General features: G+C 41.2%; 21 protein-coding genes and 3 pseudogenes. 11 read left to right on the top strand and 13 right to left on the bottom strand.

What is annotated here, in order from left to right; genetic code table 11:
* Positions 1-67 precede the first annotated feature (67 nt).
* Positions 68-934 carry a lysophospholipid acyltransferase family protein gene (locus ACYRY3_RS33430; protein ID WP_460205961.1) on the top strand — a complete coding sequence of 289 codons (867 nt, stop codon included), beginning with the start codon at positions 68-70 and terminating at the stop codon, positions 932-934.
* Here the strand turns inward: ACYRY3_RS33430 and ACYRY3_RS33425 are convergent.
* On the bottom strand, positions 887-3787 hold the full coding sequence (locus ACYRY3_RS33425; protein WP_460205960.1) for a PAS domain-containing hybrid sensor histidine kinase/response regulator: 2901 nt from the start codon (positions 3785-3787) through the stop codon (positions 887-889). The two genes, ACYRY3_RS33430 and ACYRY3_RS33425, sit on opposite strands and share 48 nt — an antisense overlap.
* A 215-nt stretch (positions 3788-4002) precedes the next feature.
* Complete coding sequence (locus tag ACYRY3_RS33420) at positions 4003-4734, bottom strand: ATP dependent DNA ligase (RefSeq protein ID WP_460205959.1); 732 nt, start codon at positions 4732-4734, stop codon at positions 4003-4005.
* 249 nt (positions 4735-4983) lie between these two features.
* Here ACYRY3_RS33420 and ACYRY3_RS33415 point away from each other — a divergent pair, with 249 nt between their 5' ends.
* The 3 genes from ACYRY3_RS33415 to ACYRY3_RS33405 all read left to right on the top strand — a co-directional run bounded on the left by ACYRY3_RS33415 (position 4984) and on the right by ACYRY3_RS33405 (position 6964).
* Positions 4984-6099 (top strand): spore photoproduct lyase family protein, encoded by a 1116-nt coding sequence (locus ACYRY3_RS33415; RefSeq protein WP_460205958.1) that lies wholly within the window; start codon positions 4984-4986, stop codon positions 6097-6099.
* A gap of 57 nt (positions 6100-6156) precedes the next feature.
* Entirely contained in the window at positions 6157-6525 is a 369-nt protein-coding gene (locus tag ACYRY3_RS33410; protein ID WP_460205980.1) for a pentapeptide repeat-containing protein, read from the top strand.
* A 67-nt stretch (positions 6526-6592) separates the two neighbouring features.
* Entirely contained in the window at positions 6593-6964 is a 372-nt protein-coding gene (locus ACYRY3_RS33405; RefSeq protein ID WP_460205979.1) for a hypothetical protein, read from the top strand.
* Positions 6965-7164: 200 nt separating this feature from the next.
* Here the strand turns inward: ACYRY3_RS33405 and ACYRY3_RS33400 are convergent, their stop codons facing one another.
* The 3 genes from ACYRY3_RS33400 to ACYRY3_RS33390 all read right to left on the bottom strand — a co-directional run bounded on the left by ACYRY3_RS33400 (position 7165) and on the right by ACYRY3_RS33390 (position 9226).
* A complete protein-coding gene (locus ACYRY3_RS33400) occupies positions 7165-7524 on the bottom strand; it encodes a hypothetical protein (RefSeq protein ID WP_460205957.1) in 360 nt (119 codons plus the stop codon).
* A 160-nt stretch (positions 7525-7684) separates the two neighbouring features.
* Entirely contained in the window at positions 7685-8413 is a 729-nt protein-coding gene (locus tag ACYRY3_RS33395; protein WP_460205956.1) for a class I SAM-dependent methyltransferase, read from the bottom strand.
* A gap of 15 nt (positions 8414-8428) precedes the next feature.
* Positions 8429-9226 carry a PhzF family phenazine biosynthesis protein gene (locus ACYRY3_RS33390; RefSeq protein ID WP_460205955.1) on the bottom strand — a complete coding sequence of 266 codons (798 nt, stop codon included), beginning with the start codon at positions 9224-9226 and terminating at the stop codon, positions 8429-8431.
* Between the two features lie 445 nt (positions 9227-9671).
* On the opposite strand from ACYRY3_RS33390, the gene ACYRY3_RS33385 reads away from it, so the two are divergent.
* On the top strand, positions 9672-10139 hold the full coding sequence (locus ACYRY3_RS33385; protein WP_460205954.1) for a hypothetical protein: 468 nt from the start codon (positions 9672-9674) through the stop codon (positions 10137-10139).
* Here ACYRY3_RS33385 and ACYRY3_RS33380 read toward each other — a convergent pair.
* The 3 genes and pseudogenes from ACYRY3_RS33380 to ACYRY3_RS33370 all read right to left on the bottom strand — a co-directional run.
* Positions 10087-10377 (bottom strand): annotated as a pseudogene (locus ACYRY3_RS33380) (FAD-dependent oxidoreductase); the annotation flags it as partial. The gene ACYRY3_RS33385 and the pseudogene ACYRY3_RS33380 overlap by 53 nt on opposite strands.
* Before the next feature lie 106 nt (positions 10378-10483).
* Complete coding sequence (locus ACYRY3_RS33375; RefSeq protein WP_460205953.1) at positions 10484-11257, bottom strand: glutathione S-transferase family protein; 774 nt, start codon at positions 11255-11257, stop codon at positions 10484-10486.
* A gap of 19 nt (positions 11258-11276) precedes the next feature.
* Positions 11277-11456: a hypothetical protein gene (locus ACYRY3_RS33370; RefSeq protein ID WP_460205952.1), complete on the bottom strand. Its 180-nt coding sequence runs from the start codon at positions 11454-11456 to the stop codon at positions 11277-11279.
* A 76-nt stretch (positions 11457-11532) separates the two neighbouring features.
* On the opposite strand from ACYRY3_RS33370, the gene ACYRY3_RS33365 reads away from it, so the two are divergent.
* Together ACYRY3_RS33365 and ACYRY3_RS33360 are read left to right on the top strand one after the other, a co-directional pair.
* Complete coding sequence (locus ACYRY3_RS33365; RefSeq protein WP_460205951.1) at positions 11533-12123, top strand: GNAT family N-acetyltransferase; 591 nt, start codon at positions 11533-11535, stop codon at positions 12121-12123.
* Positions 12124-12376: 253 nt separating this feature from the next.
* On the top strand, positions 12377-13447 hold the full coding sequence (locus ACYRY3_RS33360) for a heme-dependent oxidative N-demethylase family protein (protein WP_460205950.1): 1071 nt from the start codon (positions 12377-12379) through the stop codon (positions 13445-13447).
* Positions 13448-13598: 151 nt separating this feature from the next.
* Here ACYRY3_RS33360 and ACYRY3_RS33355 read toward each other — a convergent pair.
* The 3 genes and pseudogenes from ACYRY3_RS33355 to ACYRY3_RS33345 form a co-directional block, all read right to left on the bottom strand.
* Positions 13599-13694: pseudogene (locus ACYRY3_RS33355) on the bottom strand (IS1/IS1595 family N-terminal zinc-binding domain-containing protein); the annotation flags it as partial.
* Positions 13663-13788, bottom strand: coding sequence for a hypothetical protein (locus ACYRY3_RS33350; protein WP_460205982.1), 126 nt, complete (start codon positions 13786-13788; stop codon positions 13663-13665). The pseudogene ACYRY3_RS33355 and the gene ACYRY3_RS33350, both read right to left, overlap by 32 nt.
* Positions 13789-13830: 42 nt before the next feature.
* Positions 13831-14724 carry a hypothetical protein gene (locus tag ACYRY3_RS33345; protein WP_460205949.1) on the bottom strand — a complete coding sequence of 298 codons (894 nt, stop codon included), beginning with the start codon at positions 14722-14724 and terminating at the stop codon, positions 13831-13833.
* Between the two features lie 361 nt (positions 14725-15085).
* On the opposite strand from ACYRY3_RS33345, the pseudogene ACYRY3_RS33340 reads away from it, so the two are divergent.
* Positions 15086-15238 (top strand): annotated as a pseudogene (locus ACYRY3_RS33340) (6-phosphofructokinase); the annotation flags it as partial.
* A gap of 66 nt (positions 15239-15304) precedes the next feature.
* On the opposite strand, the gene ACYRY3_RS33335 reads toward ACYRY3_RS33340, so the two are convergent.
* Complete coding sequence (locus tag ACYRY3_RS33335; RefSeq protein WP_460205948.1) at positions 15305-16084, bottom strand: TetR family transcriptional regulator; 780 nt, start codon at positions 16082-16084, stop codon at positions 15305-15307.
* Between the two features lie 144 nt (positions 16085-16228).
* Between ACYRY3_RS33335 and ACYRY3_RS33330 the strand changes: the two genes are divergently transcribed.
* The 3 genes from ACYRY3_RS33330 (at position 16229) to ACYRY3_RS33320 (ending at position 20803) form a co-directional block, all read left to right on the top strand.
* Positions 16229-17182, top strand: coding sequence for a Rieske 2Fe-2S domain-containing protein (locus ACYRY3_RS33330; protein WP_460205947.1), 954 nt, complete (start codon positions 16229-16231; stop codon positions 17180-17182).
* Positions 17183-17446: 264 nt separating this feature from the next.
* Positions 17447-18007: a hypothetical protein gene (locus ACYRY3_RS33325; protein ID WP_460205946.1), complete on the top strand. Its 561-nt coding sequence runs from the start codon at positions 17447-17449 to the stop codon at positions 18005-18007.
* A gap of 99 nt (positions 18008-18106) precedes the next feature.
* The gene (locus ACYRY3_RS33320) at positions 18107-20803 is read left to right on the top strand and encodes a CHAT domain-containing protein (protein ID WP_460205945.1); all 2697 of its coding nucleotides are present in this window, start codon (positions 18107-18109) and stop codon (positions 20801-20803) included.
* On the opposite strand, the gene ACYRY3_RS33315 is transcribed toward ACYRY3_RS33320, so the two are convergent.
* Positions 20778-21602, bottom strand: coding sequence for a DUF928 domain-containing protein (locus tag ACYRY3_RS33315; protein WP_460205944.1), 825 nt, complete (start codon positions 21600-21602; stop codon positions 20778-20780). The genes ACYRY3_RS33320 and ACYRY3_RS33315 overlap by 26 nt on opposite strands.
* Positions 21603-21647: the final 45 nt, after the last annotated feature.

Raw genomic sequence — 21647 nt, 5'->3', positions numbered from 1 at the left:
AAGCGGTATAGATGCTATAAGACTATTATGACAATTTCACAAACTATACCGACAAAGAAGTAAGTACATGTTTCAACAAGAAAATAATATATCTTCACTAGGTTGGTCGCTAGAAGAGCGAGACCCAAAATTTATTGAGTCACTAATGCCAATATGGGAGTGGTTTTATCGGTACTACTTTCGAGTGAAAACTGATGGGTGGCACCACATTCCAGCGCAAAAGAAGGTATTGCTGGTCGGTTCCCACAATGGTGGGATAGCTTCTCCCGATCTACACATGATGGCCTATGATTGGTTCCGCCGATTTGGAACTGAACGTTTGGTATATGGTTTAATGCATCCATACGCTTGGAAGGTAATGCCTGACATAGCCAAACTAGCTCAAAAGGCTGGAGCTATTATAGCTCATCCAAAAATGGCTAACGCAGCCTTTGATACAAATGCTAGTGTTTTGGTTTATCCGGGAGCGCAATATGATATGTTTCGTCCTCACAGTCTGCGGTATAAAATTCTCTTAGCTGGTCATAAAGGTTTTGTCAAACTGGCTTTAAAAAAAGAGGTTCCAATTATTCCCGTTATATCTGTGGGGGCTCATGATACTTTAATTATTTTAGATGATTGGTATGATTTGGCAAAACAGTTAAATCAGTGGGGATTCCCGTGGTTGTTGGGCATAGACCCAAAGGTGTTTCCCATATACTTGGGTTTACCTTGGGGTTTGTCTGTCGGTCCTTTACCTAATTTTCCTTTACCCGTACAAATTCATACTCGCATCTGTGCCCCGATTATTTTTAAACAGTATGGTAAAGAAGCGGCTAAAAATCGTGATTATGTGGATGAGTGTTATAATTTGGTTCACACGCAAATGCAGCAAGAATTGGATAATTTAGTTAAGGACGCCAAAGTTGACGTGACACGATCGTCTCTGCACTAAACTGTCGATCGCCTGAATTAACACCACGGGTTCCACAGGTTTGGAAATATGCATTTGAAACCCAGCAGCTTGCGCTCGCTGCTGGTCATATTCTCCAGCATAAGCTGTCAGGGCAATTGCAGGTATCTGTCTTCCTTGTTCTGATAACACAATACGCACCTGACGCATGAGCATATATCCATCTGTATTTGGCATACCAATATCAGAAAGCAGAATATCTGGCACCTGTTGCCGCAAAACTGCAAGTGCCTCAGTAGCTGATTTCGTTACAGTAACATTAGCTCCTAAATCCTCTAATAAGCGGGCTAACAATTCCCGCATATCTGCTTCATCGTCTACAACTAAAACACGCACCCCGCTAAAATTCACTCGTGTCTTAGGTTTTTCTTCTTGGCTAATTACAGCAGATTCTGCAAGGTGCAAAGGCAACCTCACTGTAAATGTTGCCCCTAAGTTGTCTCCCGGACTTTCTGCATATACGGAACCATCATGTAGCTTTATCAAATGGCGAACAATAGATAGTCCCAGCCCCAATCCGCCAAACTCCCTAGTAGTAGACCTACTTTCTTGACGGAAGCGTTCAAAAACGTGGGGAAGAAAATCTTTGCTGATGCCTTTTCCTGTATCGCTGACTTGAATTTGGGCATAAGAGTCAAAGTACTCTAGCTTGACAGTAACCTGTCCTCCAGATGGAGTAAACTTAATCGCGTTTGAGAGCAAATTCCAAACCACTTGTTGTAAACGGGTTGAATCTCCTTTTATTTGCAATGGTGTGGAATCCAATATCGTTTGAATTTGAATTGCTTTGGATTGGGCTGCTACACGAATTGTTTCAACTGCACTCTTAATAACGAAAACTAAATTGACGGATTTCACATTCAAAATCAGCTTGCCTTGGAGGATACGAGACATATCTAGTAAGTCTTCGATCAGTTGAGTCTGTAATTTAGCATTCCGCTCAATGGCTTCTAAAGCACGATCCGTCGTTGCAGGATCGTATTTCCGCGATCGCAAAAGCTGTGCCCAAGCTAGAATTGGATTCAGTGGAGATCGGAGTTCGTGAGAAAGAATTGCCAAAAAATCGTCCTTTATGCGGCTTGCTGTTTCTGCTGCTTCTTTAGCCTGCTGCAATGCCAATTCTGTCTGTTTGCGATCGGTGATATCCATTGATGTTCCAATCAGTTTTATCACTTGTCCCGCCTCATTGAACAGAGGTTCTCCACGAGAATCGAGATATCGAATTGAACCATCAGGTCGTAAAATCCTCAGGTCGAAAGCGTAAGGAACTCCCTCGACAATTACTCGTTCCACAGCTTGGCGCAAAAGCTCTCGATCGTCCGGATAAACCCTCTCAAGTAGTTCCCCATAACTCGGTTCAAGTTGAGTTGGGTCGATGCCCCAATGGTTGAACGTAGTCTCTGACCAGATAATTTTTTGCTTTTCTAAATCAAATTCCCAACTACCGACTTGGGCAACCCGTTGAGCCATTGCTAAATGAGCTTCATTCTGGCGCAGCGCATCCTCTACGTGCTTGATGGCAGTAATATCCAACACTGCACCTACCATGCGAATGGGTTTGCCATTCTCATCTCGATAAGCACGTCCCCTGGATGCCACCCAATGAACTGTTCCGTCTGGCCAGAGGGTTCGGAATTCCATTTTGTAGTCATTCCCACCTGTAATTACCAGCTGCACCGAACGATCGACCCGTTCGCGATCGCTCGGATGCAGGGCATTGAGAAAAAGCTCATAGGTTATGGTATCATCGGATACTGCCCCAAACATGGCTTTACAGCGCTCAGACCATACGAGATCCCCCGATTGCAGGTCATAATCCCACATTCCCAAGTCCGATCCTTCAACAGCCAAACGCAATCGCTCTTCACTTTCAAGCAATAATACTTCCATACGCTTGCGATCGCTAATATCTCGTAAAAAGATATTCAACCCATCTTCTGATGGATAAGCATGGATTTCCAACCAAATATCAAGGGGATCGTAGAAAATTTCCAAATGGACTGCAACTTGCTCGGTAACCGCACGGCGAAATTCTCTTTCTACTTCCGTACCTATCAACCAGGGCCACTGCTCCCAGATCCTTTTGCCAACGAGATGGTCAAGTGGTTGCCTGCTTGTCCTAGCAACCTTTTGATTCACATAGCAAATTCGCCAATCTTTGTCTAATGCTATGAAGGCATCTGTAATGCTTTCCAGGATAGTGCGAAGCTTGCCATGTGCCCTTTCGCTGACCATCCTTAACTGTTGCTCATAATTTTCCTCCATCAGACGGTGGGTATCCCCCACCGTTTTGGTATCACTGCCTCTGACTGCCAAATTCTGTATTGTGTTCGGGCGACGTTGCCTAATGACAGTTTGTATTGTCTCGGTACAGGCAACAAAAATACCTACCACTCTTGCATTTTCATCACGGATAGCACTGTAGGAGAAAGTCATGTAAATCTCCTCCAGATATCCATTGCGGTTCACAAACAATTGTATATCTTTCGATTCAGCAGGTTCACCAGTTTCCATAACTGATTGAAGCACGGGTTCGGTAATAGACCAAAGTTCTGGCAAAACTTGGGGCATACTTTGCCCGAGGGCTTGGGGATGTTTTTCTGTGAGGATGGGTATATAAGCATCATTGTAAAACTGGATGAACTTGAACCCCCAAAAAATGGCAGTGGGATATGGGGAGTTGAGTAGAATACTAACGGCTGTACGCAAGCTTTGAGACCAGGTTTCCACAGAACCAAGGGGGGTACTTGCCCAATCAAAGCAACGCATCAAAGTCCCCATCTGTCCACCACCAGCAAATATACCCTCAAGGGAATTCGCTTGCTTCTGGCTCATCTCAAACACTCCTAATTAAGAAATCCGTAAGAGGAAGACTGTTAGCGCCATTTTTTTCCTGGTGTGATATAATGACCATTCTCTTTCTTGCCCAACCTGAAAAACTAACGTACCCGTTTTCCCTTTTCTAACATACGTTAGAAAATTTACAGCAATGAAAGCAGAAAAGCCACAAAGTATTATTCATGAATTCGTAATTCATGAATTTTTCATTTTTAACCGGACTTAATATCACGTGCTATTTCAAGGGTTGGCGTAGTGGAGAAAGTTAGGAGGGATGAGGTAGAAACTTCGTCTCCATTCCCCGCGTCATTGCGTTTTCCCATCTCTGCGTTTTTCTCCTCTACTCCCCCTAATTCAGCCAACCTCTGCACTGTTTGGAGAGTGTCAATTTCTTCAGAAGGTTTATCGTTTCTTATTCTGAGAATGCGGGGAAAGCGTAGGGCGTAACCACTGTTGTGCCTTTCTGATGGTTGTATTCGGTCAAAAGTCACTTCCAACACAATTTTTGGTTCTACCAGACATACCCTACCATGCTCTAATTCTTGCAAGGTATGGGCGCGAAACCATTGACTGAGTTCGGTGACTTCCGCATCGGTTAGCCCTGAGTATGCTTTACCCACATTTAAAAGTGTTGGGTCATTTTCACTCTTGCGTACTGCAAAGGTAAAATCAGAAAGAAAACGACTGCGTTTGCCAGTACCGACTTCCGCTGCTGTAACAACAACATCAAGGGTTGCGATCGCACGTTTCACTTTCAGCCATTCACGTCCCCGACGACCTGGTTTATAAGTGGAATTGAGGTCTTTCACCATCAATCCCTCATTTCCCCGCCTGCGAGCTGCTGTAAATTCTTCATCTAAGTTGGAAATAAAAGTAATCACCCAACAATGCTGCTTTTTCTGTGCGCTTTGAAGTGGCAGCAATCCTCTGTGCAACTTCAGCAAAATGGGTTAGTGAATTCATCTGTAGAGTTGAGTTGTTGCTAGCAGTTATTTTTTCAGACACAGCATATTTAGCTTGTAGAATACTTTATAATAGGTGCTACTACAAGTGTAGTTCATCTCTCTAAAAGAGTAAGCAAGCGATCGCTGGTTGCATGAGTAGTGATATCAACATTTGCTAATTACGGCATACCCAACCAATTGCTCAATGTATCTGAGATATTCTGAGGTGTTGAGAGATTAAAAACTTAAATGACTTTAAAACTCTCCGAGTCTCCTCAATCAAGCCTAACACTTCAACCAGATGCCCTTCGTCGGTTACTGAACATTAAAGAGATTTATTACGAACCCCATGTTAAGGACTACGCCCGAGGACAAGAAATCTTAGCACAGTATCCTGATGCCAAGTTAATTGAAGTAGCAACTCATTGGAAGATTCCAGAACTACACGGCAATTCTGAATCAGTGGAAGACTGGAACCGCATTAAGCGTAACGTTTTGGTGTTGGGCGTGAAGAAGTCCATCCAAAGCCGTCCTAACTGTCGTAGTTCAGATTTCGTTGCTCCTTCCCACGCCAACGGCTGTGCAATGGCTTGCGCGTACTGCTTTGTTGCTCGTCGCAAAGGATACGCAAACCCTATCACCACCTTTGTGAACATTGAGCAAATTACCCGATACCTAGAACGACACGCCACTAAACAGGGCATAAAACAAGAGGCAAATCAGGTAGACCCAAAATACTGGGTGTATGAAATAGGAGAGAATAGCGATTGCTCTGTGGATGCTGCTGTTTGCAACAACGTCAAAGACCTAATTGCACTGTTTCAACGTCTACCTAATGCTAAAGCAACCTTCGCAACCAAAAGGGTCAATCGAGATTTGCTTAACTACGATCCGCAAGGTAAGACGCGTATTCGCTTTAGTCTAATGCCTCACTCAATGGCTCAAGTTGTAGATATTCGGACTTCGGGTATTTCAGAACGCATTGCGGCAGTGAATGATTTTGTTGAGGCAGGATATGAAGTTCACCTCAATTTTGCGCCTGTCATCTATTACGACGGATGGTTAGCAGAATACGAACAGCTTTTTAAAGAGGTTGATGGTACCCTTTCACCTAAAACCAAGCAGCAACTACAAGCAGAGGTTATTTTTCTAACACACAATGAGGAGCTACATCAAGTGAATATGGGTTGGCATCCTCAAGGGGAGGAGATTTTGTGGCGACCCGAAGTACAAGAGGAAAAGTATTCCCAAACAGGGGGTAAAAATGTACGTTACAAACGCGGTCTTAAAGGGAAATTAGTTGAGCAATTTTGCCATCAACTGGGACAGCAGTTACCCTATTGCAACATCCGCTATGCTTTTTAATATGGCGACACAATAGGAACATATGGCTTCTTGTTTGCTAACGAAGGTGAAAACAACATGGATGCAGATGAACTGAAGCGGCGTTACGCAGCTGGGGAGAGAGATTTTCCCACAGTTAAGCTTGCTGGAGCTAATTTTATTGGAAGTCATTTAGTTGGAGTCAATTTATTTGCAGCAGACTTAACTGCAGCTAACTTCGCTAAAGCCAAGTTATGGGGAGCAAACCTAGGAGGAGCAAATTTAGCCAAAGCAAATTTAACGAGAGCGAACCTAAGTGGAGCAAACTTGAGCGAAGCAAATCTCAGGGGCGCTAGGTTAAATTATGCAAAGCTTTATGGAGCAAATTTAACTGGGGCTTGCTATGATGATAGCACTCGCTTTTCTAAAGGTTTTGACCCTATTAGTAGAAATATGCGAAAAATGTAATTTCGTTATTATTGCCAGTCGTTTAAGCATAATAGAAATGCGTTGTGGAACTAGCTCATGCGATCGTATGACAGATATTAGCGGTACTTGGCTTGGAACCTACTGGCAACAAGGTATTCCTACGCGTTTTGAAGTCACACTCATACAGAGTGGCAATACTTTGACTGGTAGTGTTTTGGATGATAATTCTTTAGGCGAAGCCCAGCTTACTGGTGAGGTAGTTGGGCGTCGTATCACTTTTATCAAGCGCTATCTCACCACTTCACCCGACCCAGTGACTTATGTTGGGACAATTTCAGAGAAGGAAGATTATATGCAAGGGCAGTGGAGCATAAAACTTTGGGATTTCGGTCCTTGGGAAGCCCGACGTAGTGGGGAATCGCTGGTAGCAGATTTACAAAATCTTCTGGAAAAACGGGTTTCCTTGACCAAAGGATGATACAAATCGGTAATGCCCAGACGCGCTGTTTGAAGCGTCTGGACAGAATTTAAATGTATTGCAATTAAAGTTTTATATCAAGTCCGGTTAATTAGTTATGATTAAACAATCTGTACAAAAACCAGAAAACTCGCTCCCCCTCTCCCTCTCCCCCCCTCTCCCCCTCTGCCTTAATGATAAGTCTTTACCCGGACATGATATTAGATGGTGTCCAATAATCTAAGTTGGCTGGTTACAGCATTTAAATATCCTCCATCGCTCAGAGCATTGGGTGACACTTTACCCGCAGTAATGCCAGCCTTGACCAAAGATTCAGCACTGATGTTACCAAAACTATAATTGGAAAGCAGCAGACTGTAGCCTGGAATGCCTTGCTGCTCAAGTGACCCTCTATAAGCAAAATGGACGAGTTCAAAAGGTGTAAAACTGCGGATTGAAGTGGCAGTTACCATTGTTTGTTGAGAGGGCGCGGCAGAATTGAGTGTTTCAGCACGAACGCTGCTAGCAGCACTGGTGTAGAAAAGTACGAGAGATAAGCTACCAACAATTAGACGTTTCATTACATCAACTCCTGAAAAAATCAGTTTCACCGTTCATAACGAATAGGATGCAACCAAGACCTGAGGTATGTCTGAGGACTGAGTAATAAGGAGTTGAAAAATTCATGAGTGTTCTGAAATCGAAATGAGAATTAGATGAAAAGGCTTGATTTTCCTTTCTTCATGATGGTTTCCGTGCAAGAAATGCTGCACGAGCTGGAGGCAAATCATATTCCCCATAACTTCGCATTATTTGAACCTCAAAGCCCACTTCTGTGAGTTCTCTTGCAACGTCTTTAGCCTTATATAATTGCAGACAGTGGATTTCATCATCCCGCCTGTAATGTTCCCCTATTTTGCGAAAGGTAATAATCCGACGCGTCAACGTCTCTTGCTCTGGATCTTCCTCCTTTTCGACTAGCACAACCCAATCCTCTGTTTCTGTAAAGCCCTTAGTTATGGTTCCTGGCGTAACCTGTCCTGGCTCTGCAATATCGAAGATGAATGCACCCCCTGGAGTTAAGGCATTATATATGCGATGGAAGAGATGAACCAACATTTTTCTATTGTTGTCTGGGTCAAACAGATAGTTGAGGCATTCACCGATAGATGTGACCGCATTGCAAGGTGGGATATCGGTTTTAAAGAGCGAACCAACTCGAAATTCGGCATTTGGTACTCTCGCTCGCGCAATATCGATCGCAGACGCAGAGATATCAATTCCAAGGACGTGATAATTTGCTTTGACAAACTCTTGTGCCGATAATCCGCCTCCGCAACCCAAATCCACGATGAGACCTTGAGTTATTTGGCATTGCTCCAAAATTCCCAAGATGCCAGGTGCAGATTTGAGAGCAAAGTCACTAAAACCGACATCGTGAATAAACGCTAGGTCTTCTTTGTACCACATCTTGCAATCAAGCCCTCAAAACATCAATTCACCACGCATAACAGTCAGTGCCTGTCCTGATAAATAAACACGAGAACCTCCGTCATAGCGAATCTTCAATACTCCCCCGCGACTTGATGCTTGATATGCCAAAAACTCATTTTTATCCAAGCGATCGCGCCAGAAGGGAGCAAGGCAACAATGAGCAGCACCAGTTACGGGATCTTCATTAATTCCCAATCCTGGTGCAAAGAAGCGAGAAATAAAATCGTATTCCGAACCTGCATTTGCCGAGCTAGTTACAATAATCTTGGCAATAGGTAAAGTTTTCAATAGCTCAAAATTAGGCTGTAGCTGCCGCACTGATTCTTCCAATTCTAACTCTACCAGATAACCTAAGGAATTTTGCATCACTGTTTTGAGGGGAACCCCCAAAGCTTCCTGCAGTTCTTTTGGGGCAGTTGTCATTTCTGAAGGATTTGCTGGAAAATCTAATTCAATCCAATTTCCCAACTTTTTGGCAATTAACAGTCCACTTTTTGTATGAAAACGAGCCACTTCATCCGGTAACAGATGGGCTTCTGACCAAAGAACATGAGCGCTTGCTAAGGTTGCATGACCGCACAACGGGACTTCTGTTGTAGGTGTAAACCAACGCAGATGAAAACCGTCTTCTTGCCTAACCAAAAATGCTGTCTCAGATAAATTCATTTCCTGCGCCACCTTTTGCATCCAGTCTTCCGACTGGGGTGCGGGCAAAACGCAGACAGCCGCAGGATTACCTGCAAACGGTGTGTTGGTGAATGCGTCTACTTGAGTAATAATCTGTCCCATATGTTGAATGAGTTATTGAGTTAGAATTTATCTTTTGATACAAATTACGATTCCAGCATTATATTCAAATCTAATGCCTCTATTTATGAGTTATCAGTAAATTTTCGTAAATAATAAGTAGTTGACTGTTAATAAATCACTTTTAATTCGTAGTTTTGCTGTTTGTGCTGACGCAGGAGGCACAGCACAATGACAGGCTAATTTCAAGAATTTTACATTTCTTCATTTTACAAAGGAATCGGGTTTTTGGGATGAGTGTACCGATGCTCGCTAATTTCTTGAGCGTGTAAAGGTTTGTATATTTTCGCTATTATGTACTAGTATAAATGCAGATAAATTTATTCAAATTGCTCTTGAGTTTATACTAAAAAACTTAAAACAAAGGGTTTGTTTGAATTCATAAATTATTGTTATGCGAATGCGTACCTCCTAGCTCTATGAATCTATGAATCGGCAGAAGCCAAAACGGAGTCGTGGCGTTATACTTACACTTAAAGGCTGGGAAAAATTTCAGAAGGCAAAACTCGAATCAGAATTTCGAGAAAATTCTGGTTCTAGGTACACTCTGGAAGAAATCAGTGAACGCGCTGGATTAGCTCCAAATACAGTCGCGAAAATACTCGTTCGCGAAGAAGGGGTTGACAAACAGACGCTTGTTCGTTTGTTTGTAGCATTTAAATTAGAATTAAACAAAAGCGACTATTCAAAAAGCAATCCGAATTTGGAGCGTCTTGAAGGCTTAAACACCCCCAAGCGCATTGATTCAGAAGAAGTTTGTCTCTCAATTTTTTATGGACGCACAACAGAACTGGGTGTGTTGGAGCAATGGCTCACTCAGGAGCACTGCCGAGTTGTAGCCCTATTGGGTACGCCCCACCTGCGGGAACTGCGTGTTCGTCAGCTTTGGAGATGACTACAGAACCGAGTTGGCGCAATTCTTCATGCAATAGCCCCGTCGCACGGTCAGTTGCCATTGCCCCAAAGGAATTACTACAGACTAATTCCGCCAAATGTTCGGTATGGTGGGCACCACTGATGAGTTTTGGGCGCATTTCCCAAAGAATGACTGGTATCCCCGCTTGGGCTATTTGCCAAGCTGCTTCTGTTCCAGCTAGCCCACCTCCAATAACTTGAATCGGTTGCTTTTCCATATTCACCCAAACTACGACAAATTGCGGGAATCTATACACCCATATCAATGATACCGCGAGCAACTAAAGCGCTAGCAACTGAATCTCTTCTCTTGACAAAGATTAGTTACTTATTGCGATCGCGATATATACGCAGCACAAAAGCTCCTGCTAAAGTTTCACGAAATTCCTTAATTTCAGACAACATTTTAGTTGGTAGTTGCTCTAAGCCCTCGCGTCTTTTTGGATGTTCGGGCGGCATCACTGTAGGAGCAGCAAGTGCTGCAAAGGTGAGGTCAGCAGCCGAAAATTTATCTCCCACTAAATAATTGCGTCCATCAGCAAGCAATTCATTCACTTTCTCAAAAATACTCTTAATTTGTTCGTATGCCTGTGTACTAGAATCAGGTGTAATATTCAGACTTTGTTGAGCAATTGGGCGAAATATAGGAAAAACAATTGGAAATGATAACTGCTCAAGCACGGGCACTCCATTACACCAACTGCGTTTCATTAAATGATGGTCGTTCATCACATGAAAATAACCCCAACGACGTGTTGCAACACCAAGCTGTTTGTTAAATAAGTCTTCTAGTTCTTCTACCTGTTGGCGTAACTCAGGGTTAATGGGGTAAAGTTTAGCATCACTAGGCACAATTTTGTCTAAATAATGCAGGATATCAGTTGAATCAGTAAAAACGCCTGTTTCCGCTATCAAAACCGGAGTTGTTTTCCCACCAACTCGACCAGTTGCAAATCTATGAAACGGTGGCATATGAGATTCTTCAACATAAGGAACTTTTAGCCTTGTTAGAGCCCATCTTGCTTTTTCACAATAATGACTGATAGGAATTGTAATCAGACGTAAGGGTTTTTTTTGGCTGGAAAAATAACTGTTCATGTGGATTTTGGATTGTAGGTTATTGGAGTGTTACAGCATTTTTTAAGTAAATAAAATACACCAGTAGGGGCGAACGGTTGTTCGCCCTTACAACAATCTGTGCTTCATTCACCTGCTCTTCCTTGGCACCATCAAGAATGCCCGAATCTCGCTCAGCATACTGTAAATTCGGAGCGACGAGGGCACCTAAATTACTCATAATTTAACTTTTCTGGAAATAATACCATTTTCATAGTAGTTACTTTAGCTGTAACTGAGACAAGCTTGAGATAGTCATGAAAGTCTTCCTAGAAACAGAAAGATTAATTTTGCGTCAATTGACGACAGAAGATGCTGAAAACCTCTTTAAACTAGATAGCGATCCTCAGGTTATGCGTTTTATTAATGGGGGAAAGCCCACAGAATACAACGTTATCACAGAAGATACCTTGCCTAGATTGTTAGGATACTATCAGAAATACGATCGCTTTGGATTTTGGGCAACTGTTGAAAAATCAACTAATGATTTTCTTGGATGGTTTCATGTCTATCCTGCTATTGAAAATAAATTTGCTGCTGAATTACAAATAGTTCAAAACCATGAAATTGCTCTTGGTTACCGATTGCGTCAATCAAGCTGGGGCAAGGGATATGCAACTGAAGTTTCCAAAGTGTTGGTGAATAAGGGCTTTAGGGAATGGAACGTTCAACGAGTTGTTGCATGGGCATTGGCAGTAAACAAAGCATCAATTCGGGTTATGGAAAAAGTAGGTTTGAAGTTAGAAAAAGAGTTTACCTGTACAGAAGCTCAGCTTCCAGGTCTGGAATCGTCGGAACGCAAGATAGCTTTTTATGCTTTAGATAAGAATGAGTTTTCAGTTAAATAAAATTGTACTTTTATGGGTAAGGTCAATAGCAATTCTGTTCCTTGCCCAGTTTTTATGCGATCGCTTTCTCATTCTTGAAATATACCTTCGGTAGTTTTATCTACTGAAATTGTAATTTTCATTGACAAAACAATGCTTTTCTGATATTAGTTCTCCAAATATCAAAGAATTTTTCAGCTCTCGCAAAGCCAGCGCAATCAAAAAGTCAGTTTTTTGAAACAACTCTGTATCGGAAGATAGCTGATAGGAGATTATGCTCAAATACACACAAAAAAGCTCATTCCAAAAAATCAATCACTTACCTCAACATACTTTGCTGTTGGAAGCCAAAACAGTGGAGGCATCTGAAAACAGTGTTTGTTACTTTCCCCTTGAAAAAGGACGATACGAAGTCAAGCCCGGTTTTATTCCTCTAGGCGCGTCCTTGGGTAATGGTGAGGCTGACAAACGAGTTTTTCAATTTGACGGAAATTTTACTCACTACCGTCATATCAAGCTTCTATGTCGTGCAGAACGATTGGGCAAATATTACCAAACCTGCAATTATTCTAATGCTGTAGCAGGTGCGATCGCCCGTCTCATTGTTGAGCGACTCTCTCAAGAATACCCCCACTGGTTCTGTTGTCAAACTACGATTAATGGCACAGCCTTCCACAACCAACTTACTGGAGAAACTCTTTATCTAGACTCAAACTGGCAGTTAGAAAAAGTTCAAACTCAAGGCGAACCAGTCTTTCCTCCTTACATCTCGACCCTTGATGCTTTAGCTACACAAGTTCAGGAAGACATGACTGTAATGAGTCGTAGTGTGGATGGTCGTCACTGGTTGAGTGCGGTTCATCTGTGTTACCCGAATCACTGGTCGGCTGAAGAGAAAATTGGTCAGGATTTCACCACAATTCATGCACCTGTAGCAGGTATGGAGAAAATCAATCATCGGGCAAATGCGATCGTCAACACAATGATTGTCCGCAAACCAATGATACGTTTTGCATGGGGCTTAAGTACCGACACCCGCCTCAATCACCATCCCGAACCACCTCTGGGTGTACCACTAGATGAATGGCATGGCAGAAGCTTTAATCGAAATAATCCCCAATTGCTTCTGAGAATAGAACGGCAGGTGATTTGGGGGTTGCCAGAACATGACGCTTCACTATTTACCATCCGCACCTATTTTAGGGATTGTACTGTTATTAAACAAGACCCTATGTTGCGATCGAAGCTATCCGCTGCTCTTGGGTCTATGACACCAGAGTCTCTGTTATATAAAGGTTTGGCAGAGAGTAGGGAGGAAATTCTTGCATGGTTAGAAGAAGATTGAGGTATCAAATATATCTAATGACCTCTCCCTTCTAAAAGGGCGAGACGCCCGGATCACAAGAAATAATTAATCACTGTAAAGCGGCTAGGCAGCAAAGATGAGCACTCAATAATCTGGCAAACTATTTCATTCTATGCGGTAATCAATAACTTTCCGGAAATTGCTTGCCACAATCTTTGCAGATATAACGTTGTTTGCCATAACCGTGACCGTTTTTAGATACGGCGCTTGAATTGCAATGGGGGCATTTCATTACTATCATTACCTTCATAGCCTATGGAGGCTTTGAGCCAAAAATTCCAGTCATGACGAATGACTAAGTCCACTCGCTTACTAGACATTCATAATATGTCAAGTGAAGCGGTGGACAAATATAATTTAGGTTACTTTGACACAAGTTCAGGAGTTACTAAGGGTTCTATTCCTGCTTGATCGACTAAGGAGACAACTTTAATGACTTGACCTTGTGGATCTGTGAGTATTATTTCTCCGTTAGAGTAGTAACCAATTTCAATGTCTTCTGTGAATTCCTTAGTAAGTGGAAGCCCAGCAGCTGACATAACGGAGTTAATAGGAAGAGCCCAAAAATGGTGATCCCTGTAGGGTGGATCGTAATTAACAGCAGTAACTCCTAGTAGAGATGCTTTGTAAACTATTCTGACCTTCATACTACCCCTGCTTGCTGAAAGTGCCGCCCGCACGGATTGCCCAGGTTGCAAAGTAACTTCGACTCCTGAACTGGAGCCAACCGTAACGCTTAGACTTTTAGTCTCATTTTGACCCCATGACAATCCATAAGAAAAACTTGTTGTTCCACCACCACCAGTTCCTAGAAACCCGATTTGATATTCTATTTCTTGACCAACAGTGATTGTGTGTTGCACATTCCATTGATGCTCTACGGTATTGGTCACTTGTTCAGTAATATCAACCTTAAATATAGCTTCAACACTACTATTATTTGTGAAAGTCCTAGTAGATACATTTGAAGGTTGTGAGGTAATCCCTGTTATTGTGGCACTTTTAACAGCCAATACTGTTTGAACTTGTTCCCAACCATATGTTTTGTACAGGTCATTCCACGGCGTAGGGCTATGAAGAAAAGCATCATTAGGTTTTCTTCCAAAATACTTTTCAACAGCATTTTTGAGACCATAATCTTCAATACCAAATGTCTTTTTTTCTGCATCAGTTATGATATGTTGAATACTTCCATACGCTGACACACGTGAAGTTGCTTCATTTTGTCCAGCTACAACATTAATTGTTATTCCCATTTTTTCCTTACCTTTTTGAACACGATCTGTAGATAACCTAGATAAACAAAAAAGTTTTGAAAATCCACGCGATTATAAAGGTGCCAGCCGTTGTTTTTGTGGCTGGAAAGAGTGAGCACTTGCAATCGCTTGTACTAATTGAGCTTTTGGGAAAACTTTTTAGTCTGTGTTAATTATTATCAATATCACCGTATCAAAAAAAAGTAAGAGTTTTGTGAATTTTATATAAATATATATTAATATTTAATGAATTTTCTATGAAGATTATGTAATTTTACATCCACGAAGCAAGGTAGAACATTTGTATACCCTCTTCCGTGCCCCAACTGTCACAAACGGTAATTGCTTACCTGTTAAAAACAGTCGTGACCAAGTGATAATTGTGGAAGTCATGGGCAGAAATGTCGGTCATTTAGCTTTACACCCAGGTGTTGCAGGTGGGGCAGATGTTATCTTGATTCCGGAAATCCCTTATTTTGTTAAGAGTATTTGCAAGCATATCAATCAATTACGCTATAGCTTCGCTCCTGCCCGCAGGGCAGATCGCTGAATAATCTTGCTATGTCATTCTATACACTAATTAATAAGTTTCCGGGAATTGCTTGCCACAATCTTTGCAGATATAACGCTGCTTGCCATGACGGTGACCGTTTTTAGATACGGCGCTTGAATTGCAATGTGAACATTTCATTACTTTCATTACCTTCATGACCTTGTTTGAAGATACGTCATCCCCTACATAAGGGCGTAAGTAAGCAGCTAACAACTCCTGGATTTGTTCAAACATCCGGTCGCGATAAGTTTCATTACTGCGTAGTGCCACAAGTACGAGAGCATTACCAGCATGGACGCAAACTTCTGCTATGGTGTGGCATTGTTCGGAAATTAATGCTGGATTGCGCTGTTGCAGTAGTTTTGCCGTGAAATCAATTGCTTCCTGAGTAAAACTTTCATCAATGTTTTGAAATATTGCTGGGGATGTAAAATATTGCATAAAGACAATGCGGCAAGTAGGCTCCTCAAACAGTTCCTTATAAAATGTGCCTATAGTCCGGATAAATGCTTCAAAAGGTAGTTTAATAACTTCTGCCTTACTTAACTTTGCCCATGCAGCATAGACTTTTTCTCTATGACGCAGTTCCAATGCATGGAAAATTGCCAATTTATCTGGAAAAAATTGATATAGAGAACCTATAGCTGTCTGGGCACGAGTTGCGATCGCATGAGTTGTTGCTGCCTCAAAACCCACTTCATCAAAAACCTCAGCTGCTGCATCGAGAATGCGTTCAACGCGTTGCTGGCTGCGTCTTTGCTTTGGTTGACGGCGCATGGATAAGGGAGTGGGTTGTAAGTCAGCCATAAGAATAATTCTCTTGACAAATGTGAATAATATGTCACAATTCTTAAATAAGACATGAGTTATTCGTCACAATTTTACAGAAAACCAAGGGCTGATACCAGGAACTCAGCCCTGTCATAAGTTGCAATTCATTAGGAGGAAAACATGAAACCCATCCTACCAGGAGCTCCGTGGCTGATTGCTCACAAATCCATGTTGGGTGTGAACAAACCTGTAAAAATTACGCTCAACGGTAATGATTATGCCTTATGGCAAAACCAAAAAGGCGAAGTCTTTGCTCTTGATAATGTCTGTCCCCACATGCAAGCTCCTTTATCAAATGGATGGATTTGTAAAGAGAGAAACACAATTGCCTGTCCGTTTCACGCATTAGAGTTTGATGGAGAAGGCAGACTGTACCGAGAAGGAAAAGCCAACGGTCAAGCTATCGCCAAACCTTTAGAACTGATTATTGTAGATGATTGTATCTGGACATATGGAGGTTTCGAGCCAAAAATTCCAGTCCCCGATTTAATTTCCAAACAAAAAGCAGGGCTCAATTTTCTGGGAGTTGCTGGAATTAAGAGTATAAAAGGCAGCTTTTTAGACAATCTTTTAATAAACTATGATTACAACCACCAAAATGGCACCCATCGCGAGTTATTTAGAATCAAAGCCAACCATATTCCTAGCTTTGAACATTATGGCTATTGGGCGAGGGTTGTACAAGAACTCTATCGAGATGACAATACATTAGGCGAAATTTTGAGTAATCCAGGTTTACTCATTGTACCTAAAATATACAAAAGCGTTCTAGAATACGCTTTTCCTGCCATTACCACTTTTCAAGCTCAGCTGCCAGTTATGCAACTGCTACAAACTCACGTGCTTTATCCCGAAACAGAGAACAGTACCAAAACTTTTGTTCTTATCTATACTAAAGAGAACTTACCCGGATTGAACTTTTTATTAAAAAACTCAATTCTTAAAGCTGTAGATACTGTAGTTGAACAAGATACAACAGCAGTTGAAAACTTATACCCCAGACAAAAATCTAAAATTAAACTCCCGAACGAAGAGATTATGTTCCATGCGGAAAAACTTTATCGGGATTGGTGAAGATTCAAGTCAGAAGTCTGAAGTATGAAGGATAAAAAAATAAGTCCGCGTAGGTTGGATTGAGGAACGAAACCCAACAGATAATCAAGTCAGAAGTCTGAAGTATGAAGGATAAAAAAACAAGTCCGCGTAGGTTGGGTTGAAAAACAAAATCCAATATTATTAAAGCATCTTTTTCAACATCAGTAAAAATACTATAGTAGTTCCCAGCAATAATGTGTATATTATTATCAGCAATCTCTTTTCAATCTAAACACTAAATTGATGCAAAAATTTGAATTGACACCTATTGTAGATAGAGATGAAGAACGACTAGAAATTAACATATTAGATTCTTTTATAGTTATTTTCTGGCAATTATTTAATCATTGGGAAGAAATTCCTGAAAATCTCAAAATCGAAATAACTAACTTGATAACTTCAAAATTCACCGATATTTTTTCCCAATACTATAAATACGATAGAAAAATCTTCAAGACAGTAAAAATAAATAATTTAGAAGAATTCTGGTTTGGAGATTCTTGGCAAAAATCTTCAACTTTAAGTAAAGCCCTCAGTTTAGGTGTAATAAAAACCTCTATAGCTATTGGGATTCAAGAAATTACATCACCTATTGCCACTTTAATATTTGGCTGTAACAATACACAAGTTAAGGTAAAACAATTTAGCAAGGAAATTGCTAATTATGTGACAAGTGAGGATGTTATTTCTAGCTTAAGTAAACAGATAGATAAGCCAAAGAGGCGTGAAACTAAAGAACAATTTGTAGAAAGAGCAAGCAGAGTACTCGTAGGGATTTTACAAGAAAAGTTATTGAGTCTTTAAAACTTCCGACCAATAAATTATCTCAAGTCGTCTCAAAAACTTGTTAAGAGGTAAGGTTAACATAGGTAGTGAAAAGCAAAAATTAACTGATAGCTGACAATGAAACGGCTTTTTCAGCTTGTACTAGTTGCTAGCTTAGGGCTGATTTTCAGCCTTGGCGTCCAAGTACTACCCCAAGTTACGGCAAAGCAACTTATCTCAACTCAAGAGTCTGCATTGACTTTGGTGCAAACAGGTAAAAAATACTACGATGCAGGAAATTTCTCAAACGCCATGCAGCGATTGCAACAGGCGGCACAAATTTATAAATCTAAAGGGAATGTACTCCAGCAAGCACAGACGCTGAGTCTGATATCGTTGGCTTATCAGCAACTGGGACTTTGGCAGGAGGCAGAAGCGGCAATTAACGCTAGTCTGTCTTTAATAGATACATTACAAAAGGGCAGTACGTGGAGAGTCCGCGCTCAGATTTTGAACAATCAAGGTCGTTTGCAATTGGCAAAGGGAAAAACCCAAGAAGCTTTGGTAAGCTTTCAAGAAAGCGAGTTACTCTATACTAAAGCTGCCGATAAAGTTGGTGTCATCGGCAGTCAGATTAATCAAGCCGAGGCTCTGCAAACTTTGGGGTTATATCGTCGCGCATATAATATACTTACTGAGGTAGAACGAAAGCTGAAGACACAGCCAGACTCTATTAAGGTAGCAGGCTTATATAATCTCGGTAATACCCTACAGCAAAGAGGAGATTTAGAGCGTTCTCAAGAAATTTTAGAGCAGTGTTTAGCTGTAGTAAGAAGATTAGATGCTGCTCGGCAATCTCTACAAGAATCTTCCCAAGAAGAAAGTAAAATCTTGCTCAGTTTGGGTAATACTAAGCAAGCTTTAGCCTCAAGAGCACAAGAGTTAAAAAATACGGAAGACGCAAAGCAGTATACTGAAGAGGCTTTAAGTTACTATCAAAAAGCAGGAGAAACGCCACATAGCATTATTCAGGTTCAAGCACAGCTAAATCTATTAAGTCTTTTCATTACAACCGAACAGTTTACATCTGCTCAAACTTTATTACCTAAAGTCTCTGAATTATTGAAGGAACTGCCAGCCAGTCGTGCATCTGTTTACGCTCATGTGAACTTAGCAGAAAGTCTGATGAAATTGTCATTAATAAGTGACCAAGAACAAAGGACAAATGACAACGGACAAATAACGCTGGATATTACTCAAATCTTGGATACGGCTGTTCGACAAGCAAGAAGTTTGGCAGATAAAAGAGCAGAATCTTACGCTCTCGGTACTCTTGGTAAGTTGTATGAAAAGGTTGAAGACACATCAACAGCTATACAGTTTACTCAGTCTGCACTCGCGATCGCTGAAACAATTATTGCACCAGAAATTGTTTATCAATGGCAATGGCAAATGGGACGAATTCTGCAAACTCAAGCGGAAAAAAAACTGCACAAGCAGGATGCTTTCCCTGAGGCAATAGCTTATTATACCCATGCATTTAACATTCTTAATAAACTACGTAGTGATTTGGTTGCCCTTAATCCAGAAGTTCAGTTTTCCTTCCGCGAGAGTGTAGAACCTGTATACAGGCAGTTAGTTGATTTGTTGTTACGTTCTCCTGTACCTAGTAAAGATAACTTAATAAAAGCTCGTGATGTCATTGAAGCACTTCAGCTAGCAGAATTAGATAATTTCTTCCGAGATGCCTGTGCTCAACCGAAACCGGCTAACATTGACAATTTAGATCCTAACGCAGCGGTTATTTATCCAATTGTCTTAGAAAATCGTCTGGAAGTTATACTCAAATTGCCAGGTTCAAATAACCTGCGTCGCTATACAAATAGAGGTATATCTGAAACTCAAGTTGATGAAGCTGTCAAAAAGATGCAAGATGATTTGAGGAAGAGAAGTACAGCTTTGAGTGAAATTAAACAATTCTCCAAACAACTCTATGACTGGTTAATTAAACCTTTTGAAAATGATTTAGAAATTGGAATAAATCAAGAGAAGAATCAAATAAAAACATTGGTATTTGTGCTAGATAAATTTTTACAAAATGTTCCTGTATCGGTTTTATATGATGGCAAAAAATATCTGATAGAAAGATATGCTGTTGCTGTCACTCCTGGATTACAGTTATTAGCTCCCGAACCTTTACTAAAAGAACATTTAAATGCTTTGCTTGCTGGAGCAACTAGTGCTCCTAGTTTTGAAAGAGAAAGGTTGAGCCCATTAGAAAATGTTAAAGTAGAATTGTCTGGAATTGGTAAGGAAGTTAACCACGTTCAGAAGCTAGAAGGTAAACATTTTCTTCAAGAAAATCTTCAAAACCAGATAAATTCACTTTCGTTTAACGTTGTTCATATAGCAACCCACGCGAAGTTTAGTTCTAATCCACAGCAAACCTTCATTTTAGATTGGAATAAACGCATCACTGTTAAAGATTGGGATACTTTTTTACGGGTGAAAAACCAAAAAATCGTGAGCCCTGTCAAGTTATTAGTTCTTAGTGCGTGTGAGACAGCCATAGGAGATAAACGAGCAGCTTTGGGACTAGCAGGAGTTGCGGTTCGCGCTGGTGCAAGCAGTACTCTGGCTACTCTTTGGCAGGTTAACGATGCTTCAACAGCTCGATTCATGATTCAGTTTTATCAACAACTTCAGAACCCACAAATTACAAAAGCGGAAGCGCTACGAAATGTTCAACTCGCTTTTCTAAATGAAGATTCAGATAAGGACTACAATCGTCCTTATCACTGGGCACCTTTTATTTTGGTAGGGAACTGGTTGTAATATCTCCGATAATCGGCTCTTGAGCAATCTTTTCTAAACCAACTTGAGGCTGGCTTAGTAACTCAATCCAAGCCTTACTATAAGTATCATTTTGAGGTTCTTTCAGTCTCAGTTGTGCTAGCTCCGTCAGAGTCTCAAACCAAATATTATATTTGGCATAAATGTTAACACGCTCTAGAGGAGTTTTTGCTGCCTTTAAGTCAGTCTCCAGTGCTAAAGATGGAGCCACCCTCTGTACCAGCCCTGTTAGGGAAGCAGGTGTTGCCAATTCCCCAAGTGCTTTAGAACTGGAACAGTTGATGTCAAAATACCATCGATATTTTTTACCTGCGACCAAAGGTGGGGCTGTAGACGGCAGACTTATACTAATAATTCCTGGTGTTGGAGGTAATTGAAAGCGAGTCCGATAGACTTCATTGTCTCCATCCTGTAAGGAAAACTCTCCTGACGGGGCGTCTTGTCGAGTGTAAGGTACATACGCCCATATACTGGGGTGCTGATTGACTGTTAATTTTAGGCGATCGCTACCTACCAAGCGAGTGAGTGGTGATTTATTTTGCTTGTCAAAACAGCCGCCTCGGCTTCCCGTTCCTTCATTGGCTGGAGGAGTTCCTCTGTCAGGGGGATCTGGTTTCGTTGATGTTGACTGTAATTTTCCCTGGTGAAAGCTATTTCTTGCGGGATTGTTAGATTGCGCCAGTACAAGTATGGGAGAACTTACCAAAATACTAACACCTAAAGTGACGAAAAATGTTCTTCTGAGTTGAAATAGCAGTAATTTTGACCCGTGTAACTGCATTTATTTTTTCCTCAGTAAGTTGCTAGACGGACATAAACAAAACTA

The organism is Scytonema sp. NUACC21 (assembly GCF_054684315.1).
The sequence above is the reverse complement of the archived record's forward strand: the minus strand, read 5'-3'. Positions and strand labels throughout refer to the sequence as shown.

Bases quoted from the DNA above. Each gene is read 5' to 3' on its own strand.
- ACYRY3_RS33430 (WP_460205961.1), top strand. From the start codon at position 68: ATGTTTCAACAAGAAAATAATATATCTTCACTAGGTTGGTCGCTAGAA.
- ACYRY3_RS33425 (WP_460205960.1), bottom strand. From the start codon at position 3,787: ATGAGCCAGAAGCAAGCGAATTCCCTTGAGGGTATATTTGCTGGTGGT.
- ACYRY3_RS33415 (WP_460205958.1), top strand. From the start codon at position 4,984: ATGACTTTAAAACTCTCCGAGTCTCCTCAATCAAGCCTAACACTTCAA.
- ACYRY3_RS33410 (WP_460205980.1), top strand. From the start codon at position 6,157: ATGGATGCAGATGAACTGAAGCGGCGTTACGCAGCTGGGGAGAGAGAT.
- ACYRY3_RS33405 (WP_460205979.1), top strand. From the start codon at position 6,593: ATGACAGATATTAGCGGTACTTGGCTTGGAACCTACTGGCAACAAGGT.
- ACYRY3_RS33400 (WP_460205957.1), bottom strand. From the start codon at position 7,524: ATGAAACGTCTAATTGTTGGTAGCTTATCTCTCGTACTTTTCTACACC.
- ACYRY3_RS33395 (WP_460205956.1), bottom strand. From the start codon at position 8,413: ATGTGGTACAAAGAAGACCTAGCGTTTATTCACGATGTCGGTTTTAGT.
- ACYRY3_RS33390 (WP_460205955.1), bottom strand. From the start codon at position 9,226: ATGGGACAGATTATTACTCAAGTAGACGCATTCACCAACACACCGTTT.
- ACYRY3_RS33385 (WP_460205954.1), top strand. From the start codon at position 9,672: ATGAATCGGCAGAAGCCAAAACGGAGTCGTGGCGTTATACTTACACTT.
- ACYRY3_RS33375 (WP_460205953.1), bottom strand. From the start codon at position 11,257: ATGAACAGTTATTTTTCCAGCCAAAAAAAACCCTTACGTCTGATTACA.
- ACYRY3_RS33370 (WP_460205952.1), bottom strand. From the start codon at position 11,456: ATGAGTAATTTAGGTGCCCTCGTCGCTCCGAATTTACAGTATGCTGAG.
- ACYRY3_RS33365 (WP_460205951.1), top strand. From the start codon at position 11,533: ATGAAAGTCTTCCTAGAAACAGAAAGATTAATTTTGCGTCAATTGACG.
- ACYRY3_RS33360 (WP_460205950.1), top strand. From the start codon at position 12,377: ATGCTCAAATACACACAAAAAAGCTCATTCCAAAAAATCAATCACTTA.
- ACYRY3_RS33350 (WP_460205982.1), bottom strand. From the start codon at position 13,788: ATGTCTAGTAAGCGAGTGGACTTAGTCATTCGTCATGACTGGAATTTT.
- ACYRY3_RS33345 (WP_460205949.1), bottom strand. From the start codon at position 14,724: ATGGGAATAACAATTAATGTTGTAGCTGGACAAAATGAAGCAACTTCA.
- ACYRY3_RS33335 (WP_460205948.1), bottom strand. From the start codon at position 16,084: ATGGCTGACTTACAACCCACTCCCTTATCCATGCGCCGTCAACCAAAG.
- ACYRY3_RS33330 (WP_460205947.1), top strand. From the start codon at position 16,229: ATGAAACCCATCCTACCAGGAGCTCCGTGGCTGATTGCTCACAAATCC.
- ACYRY3_RS33325 (WP_460205946.1), top strand. From the start codon at position 17,447: ATGCAAAAATTTGAATTGACACCTATTGTAGATAGAGATGAAGAACGA.
- ACYRY3_RS33320 (WP_460205945.1), top strand. From the start codon at position 18,107: ATGAAACGGCTTTTTCAGCTTGTACTAGTTGCTAGCTTAGGGCTGATT.
- ACYRY3_RS33315 (WP_460205944.1), bottom strand. From the start codon at position 21,602: ATGCAGTTACACGGGTCAAAATTACTGCTATTTCAACTCAGAAGAACA.